This is a genomic window from Pseudomonas sp. GD04019 (assembly GCF_029837695.1).
Lineage (GTDB): Bacteria > Pseudomonadota > Gammaproteobacteria > Pseudomonadales > Pseudomonadaceae > Aquipseudomonas.
In genome coordinates this window covers 22,566-29,001 of the sequence record NZ_JAOEEA010000020.1, presented here as the reverse complement: position 1 = coordinate 29,001, position 6,436 = coordinate 22,566, and the positions used below count along the sequence as shown (strand labels likewise).

The window sequence follows — 6,436 nt, the reverse complement described above, 5'->3', positions numbered from 1 at the left end:
CTACTACGCCGGCAGCAAGGTAGTCATCGACGCCGGCATGGAACTCACCGCCAAAGGCGGCGGCAGCTGGCTCAAACTCGACCCCAGCGGCGTGACCATCAGCGGCGCGACCATCAAGATGAACTCCGGCGGTGCGCCGGGCGTGGGTAGCGGCATCGCCATCCTACGGCCAGGTGCACTTATGCAGGCCGATGCCGACAAGGCAGGCGCCCTGTTGACCCCAGCGCAGATCCAGACTCTCAAGCGCAACGCACCCTTCTGCGAAGAATGCGAGAAGTGCAAGGGAGGCGCCTGTGCCATCTGAAGCGACCTCGGTCCGAGATTGGCTGGAGGCGGAGTGGCAGGAAGGACAGCACCTCTATGTGGTGATGGGCAACGCCAGCGAAGCCAATCCGCTGCAGGCCTATTACCAGCAGGACAGCGTCAGCCTGCCGCGACCGATCTGGAGCGACACGCCCTACGCCGGCTGGCAGGAAGTCATGCCCTACCTGGGTGAGCTGGAACCCGACAGCAGCTTTTTCGACTGGGTAGACGAAGCCCCCAGCCAGGACTGGGGCTGGCTGGCGCTCTCCGCTCATGAGCCCAACCTTGTCCTCGACCACCTGCGCAGTCTGACCCAGGTGCTTATGCCTGACGGTGCAGAGGTGTTCTTCCGCCACTGGGACGGTAGCCACCTGCTGCCGATCCTGCGCCACCTGGGCGATGCAGCGGGTGAGCTGCTACCGATATTTGATCACCTGCTGGTTAACGGCCAGGCCCTAAGCATTACAACCAGCACGCCCCCAGTCCCGCGCGACTATCCCTGGTGGCAGGTTCCTCAGGCTCTGGCCGCAGCCCTCACCGAGGATGATCCCTCCACCCTGGTCGACAACCTGATGCAGTGGCTGCTGGAAGAGCACGCCGAACTCTATTTCGCCGTGCCGCAAAAGAACCTGCGGCACAAGGTCGAGCGCTTCGTGCGCCGTACCCCTCTCACGGAAGACAACTACAGCGGGCGGCTACGAGCCCATCTGGAATACGAGGTCACCCCATGAGCTTTGTGATCGGCTCCCTGATCGGCCAACTGAACGCCAAGCAACCCAATGTTCAGGACATTCTCAAGCAGTTCCGCAGCTGCCTGAACGACTATCGGGATGTCAGCGAAGCCTGGTACGGCGGCGTTCTCGACGCCGAGCAACAGTTCAAGGTCGGTGACGAGGTAGATACCCAGGACAAGGACGACAAAGACCCAGCCACCCTCTACGCCACCTGCCCGGCCAACGGCAAACTGACCCTGGTGCACAGCTTCGAGGCGGCGCGCTTCGTCCCGATCGGCAACACCCTGGCTCGCGTCGTGCCGGTCGAGGATGGGCGCTTCTTCGGCAAGAACGAGATAGCCAAGGCCATCGACGTCAGCATCGGGCCGAGTGGCATCAAGGAAGTCACCGGCTGCATCCCCCATCAGCAGTACAAGGTCACCTTCTTCCCCAACCCGACCCGCGCACAGATCGACACCCTGTTCAACTCCTATCAGGGCGTGATCGGCCAGCTGGAAGGCTGGCTGAAAGGCCAATGGGACAGCCAGTTCCTGCCGCTGTGGCGCGCGCATGACTCGGCCAGCATGACCGGAAAGCTCCTGCAGGAACTGGAGGCGGCATGGAAGGGACTGGTCAAGGTCATCATGGGGTTGTGGGAGGACATCAAGTCGCTCTACGACCTGGTCGCCCATCCCCGCGAGAACTATCAGAAGTTGCGCAAGTTCTTCACCGAAGAAGAAATCAAGCGCATCTACAACGCCTCCAAGGAAGGGTTGGAAACCGCCCTGCTGATTGCCAGCGACGAACCCTTGTTGTGGATCTACGTCGCCGCGATCGTAGCCTGGGCCAGCATGCTACCGCCGCAGACCTGCACCGAAGTGCTGGCCGAACTGACCAGTGAAGTGCTGCTGAACATCCTGCTCGGCGTGGTGCTCACCGGTGGCATCGGCCTGGCCGTGCGCGTTGGCACCAAGGCTCTGAGCGCCGCCAAGAACGGCGGGCGTGTGCTCAAGCTGATCGAAGACTTCACCGCAATGCTGATGAAGTTCAGTCGGGGTCACGCAGCGCCGCATGCCAGCTCGTCCAAACCGCTACTGGCCCACGGCAGCGGAGCTATGCAGCCGACGCGCAAGGCCACGCTGAAGATCGATCCACCTACTCCGGCGCAAAGCGCGCAACCTCCGGCCAAACCAGCAAGACGCCGGAGCGCAGGCAAAGCCGATGAGACACGCAGCCAAACGGCGTCCAGCGGCTCCGCCGGGAAGACAGGCGCCTCTCAGATAGAACCGGATGCCACCGTCTATCCGCGCAAGAAGCCGAAAAACGCCACCTCGCTCAAACAGGTCGAGCCGGTAGACGATGTCTCCACACCGTCCAAGACCCCCAGTGACAAGGCCGCGGATCAGGCCGACAAGACCTGTACCAACAACTGCCCTGTTTCGATGGTCACCGGCGAAGAGCTGCTCACCCTCACCGATGGCACCCTGGAGGGCTTGCTGCCCTTCGCCTGGGACAGGCTCTACCGCACCAGCGCCGCGGAACTGGATTGCGGCCTGGGTTACGGCTGGAGCCATAGCCTGGCCCAGCGCCTGGAGCTGGAGGGCGAACAACTGGTCTGGACCGATCACGAGAATCGCCGCACCAGTTTCCCCATGCCCAGCGAGCAGCGCCCGGCCATCACCAATCGCCTGTCCCGCACTGCCATCTACCTAGGCCAGGACCCCGCCGAACTGATCCTGGCACAGGCCGGCAAGACACCGCGCTTCTACCACTTCCGGCGCGATGCCCGAGGCGGCTACCTGATCGCCATCAGCGATGCCTATGGCAACCGCCTCAACCTCAGCCACGATCTGGTCGGCCGGCCACAACGCCTCAGCGGCGCCGGACGTGCCCTACTGCTGCGCTACGAGGGCAGCCATATCGTCGCCGTCGACTATCAGGTCCAGCGGCCTGCCGAGAACGAGGAGACAAGCTGGCAGAGCGTGCAGACGCTGGTCCGCTATAAGTACAACGAACGCGACCAATTGATCGCTGCCAGCAACGCCCTGGGCGAGACCGAGCACTATCGCTACGACCAGGACAACGTAATTCTCGAACGTCAGCTTGCCGGAGGGGCAGCCTTCTACTGGGAATGGCAGGGCCAGGGCAAGCAGGCGCGTTGCGTGCATCACTGGGCCAACTTCGGTCAGATGGACGCCCGCTACGTCTGGGACGACAAAGGCAGCGTTACCGTCATCAACGCCGATGGCAGCGAAGAAACCTACGTCCACGACCAGAACGCGCGCCTGGTGCGCCAGGTCGACCCGGATGGTGCCGAGACTCTCCGGGCCTACGACGACAAGGGCCAGCTGGTTGCCGAGCAGAGCCCGCTCGGTGCGATCACCGAATACCGCTACGACGAGGCCGGCCGCCTGGAAACGCGGATTCCAGCGGAGGACGAAGCGGTTCACTACAGCTACTTCGACGGTCAGGTGCGCAGCGTGCGACGCGGCATGGCGACCTGGAAGTACGAGCGCAACGCCCAGGGCGACATCACCGAGCAGATCGACGCGCTCGGCCAGAGTACCCACTATCGCTACGACGCCCGCGGACGCCTGCTGGAGATCCGCCACCCGGACGGCAGTCAGCACCTGCTGGTGTGGAACGCCCAGGGTGAGTTGATCGAGGAACAGTTGCCCGATGCAGGCATCCGCCGCTATCGCTACGACGCATTCGGCCGCCAGATCACCCGGCAGGACGAGCACGGCGCGCTAACCCAATACCAGTGGGACGCGGCCAATCGCCTGACCCAAGTGACTCTGCCCGGCGGCGCCAGCCGTGCCTACAGCTACAACGCCTATGGCAAGGTCACCAGCGAACGCGACGAGCAGGGCCGCATTACTCGCTATGAGTATGCTGATGGCCTGCACCTGGTCAGCCGTCGCATCAACCCTGACGGCAGCCAGCTGCGCTATCGCTATGACAACGCACGCCTGTTGCTCACCGATATCGAGAACGAGCGCGGCGAACACTACCGCCTGGACTACCACCCCAATGGGCTGATCAGCCAGGAGACCGGCTTCGACGGGCGCAAGACGGCCTACCGCTACGACCTCGCCGGCCACCTGATCGAGAAGAAGGAGTTCGCCGAAGACGGCAGCGAGCGGATCACCGCCTATCAGCGCGACAGCGCCGGACGCCTGCGGGTCAAGACTCTGCCCGATGGCGAGCAGATCCACTACGCCTACGATGGACTAGGCCGCCTGGTCAGTGTCGACGACGGGCAATGGCCGCTGGCCTACTCCTACGACTTGCGTGACCGTCTGATCGAGGAACACCAGGGCTGGGCCACCCTGCGCTACGAGTACGACGCCCTCGGCCAGCTCGGCCACTGCCGCCTGCCCGATGGCAGCCGTCTGGACTACCGCTACCGTCCGGGCGGTGAGCTGGAAGGCATCGACCTCAACGGCCAGCCACTGACCCGTCACCAGTTCGAGCGGGGGCGCGAGCGCTACCGGCGCCAAGGGGCGCTGCTCAGCGAATACGACTACGACGACCAGGGCCGCCTGCAGGCCCATCGGGTACGCAGCGATCATCGCCAACTGCTGCAACGCCAGTACCGTTATGACGATAGCGGCAACCTCTCTGCCATCGAGGACTCGCGCAAGGGCAATCGCAGCTTCCACTACGACCCGCTGGATCGCCTGGTGGCGGTACGCGGTGACCTGCCGGAGAGCTTCGCCCATGACCCTGCCGGCACCCTGCTGGCGCAGAACGGCGCTGCGCCGGAAGGCCTGGCCAACGTCAAGGGCAACCGCCTGCTGATGCAGGGCGACAGCCACTACGACTACGACGCCTTCGGCAACCTGGTCCGCGAACGCCGCGGCGCCGCGCAGAAGCTGGTAACCGAATACCGCTACGACAGCCAGCACCGCCTGATCGCCGCCAGTCTGCCGGACGGTCGCCAGGTCCAGTACCGCTACGACGCCTTCGGCCGACGCATCGCCAAGACGCTGGATGGCCAGACCACCGAATTCCTCTGGCAGGGCGAGCGCCTGATCGCCGAAAGCGGCCCCGCGCACTACCGCAGCTATGTCTACGAACCCGGCACCTTCCGCCCGTTGGGGTTGCTGCAGGGCGAGGGAGAGGCTACCGAGCCCTTCTACTACCAGCTCGACCACCTGGGCACTCCACAGGAGCTGACCAGCGCAGGCGGGCAGATTCTCTGGTCAGTGAAATACCGCGCCTATGGCAGCATGGCCAAGGTAGAAGTCGCGGAAATCGACAATCCGCTGCGCTTCCAGGGCCAGTATTTCGACGCCGAGACAGGGCTGCATTACAACCGGCATCGGTATTACAACCCCAGGACGGGATCGTTCCTGACGCCGGACCCAATTAATTTGGTGGGGGGACTGAATAACTATCAATATGTGCCCAACCCGACGGGGTGGGTGGATCCACTGGGCCTGAGCAACTGCCCAGAAGTTAATGGAGAGAGTAAAGGGGTTGCCGATGACCCTCTGAAAAATGCAGGAGCACATGAGGGCGCTCCAAGTACTCCTACACCTGAAGGCGAATCAGGATATTTGTACAGGGGCGACACACGCAAACCTGAGGTTATCTTTGACGAAGGATTTAAGCCTTTAGGGGACAGTGAAGACCTGAACGCACATGTTTATGACAACAAACTACCTCCGAGCATATTTGTCAGTACCTCCACTGACAAAGAGGTGGGAATTGACTTTGGCACCGCGTACCGGACAAAGAAGGGTTATCTTTATATACTTCGCAAAGTAGATGGCCGTGACGTAAACAAAGAGCTAGGTAAAGCTGTACCATTTCCAGAAGAGAAAGAAATTGCCATTCCTGGCGGCGTAGATAGCGAAGACATTTTAGGCGTCACACCATTGAACGCCGACGGAAGCTATGTTGGTTACTCAATCCCTAACCCCAAGGCAAGGAAATAATGGAAAGCGTAACTTTGGAAGTCATCCGTGATGATAAAACAGAGGAAGTGGAATTAATTTACTCCGAACAGCCTGCTTCGGTCAGAGCGATATTTGCCGATGGGAATGAACTCACAGGAACAGGAGCAGATATATTTTCTTCTTTCTTAAATTTGCGTGAAAGTCTTCCTGGTTGCATATTTCAATGCAAGGGAGCCAAAATCAACGTGCACCCCTCCAGAATGTCAAGCCAGATGGGGGGCGGATTAATCGCATATGAGCTATCTATGGGCTACCCCGCCAAAAGAAGCGATCTGGTAAATATATTCACTCCGGATACCGTGAAGGATGAAGTCCTCCCTGCGGAGCAGCGGGAATTCTTCAAAAGATGGATACAGTCTCTTTCAGATTCACCTTGTCCTGCTTCCGACGAGCCCCATTGCGCTGGATCAAAACCCGGTAAAGGCTGATCGCACATCATCTGCGCCCGTTTGC

The 6,436-nt window shown here is 61.3% G+C and carries 3 protein-coding genes and 1 pseudogene; all 4 read left to right on the top strand.

The window, feature by feature from the left end; translation table 11 throughout:
- Nucleotides 1-304 (top strand): annotated as a pseudogene (locus tag N7607_RS22695) (type VI secretion system tip protein VgrG); the annotation flags it as partial.
- The gene (locus tag N7607_RS22690) at nt 294-1,034 is read left to right on the top strand and encodes a DUF4123 domain-containing protein (RefSeq protein WP_279865711.1); all 741 of its coding nucleotides are present in this window, start codon (nt 294-296) and stop codon (nt 1,032-1,034) included. The pseudogene N7607_RS22695 and the gene N7607_RS22690, both read left to right, overlap by 11 nt.
- Complete coding sequence (locus N7607_RS22685) at nt 1,031-5,962, top strand: RHS repeat-associated core domain-containing protein (RefSeq protein WP_279865712.1); 4,932 nt, start codon at nt 1,031-1,033, stop codon at nt 5,960-5,962. Before N7607_RS22690 ends, N7607_RS22685 begins: the two co-directional genes overlap by 4 nt.
- Nucleotides 5,962-6,411, top strand: coding sequence for a hypothetical protein (locus N7607_RS22680; RefSeq protein ID WP_279865713.1), 450 nt, complete (start codon nt 5,962-5,964; stop codon nt 6,409-6,411). Before N7607_RS22685 ends, N7607_RS22680 begins: the two co-directional genes overlap by 1 nt.
- The last annotated feature ends 25 nt before the right edge of the window (nt 6,412-6,436 follow it).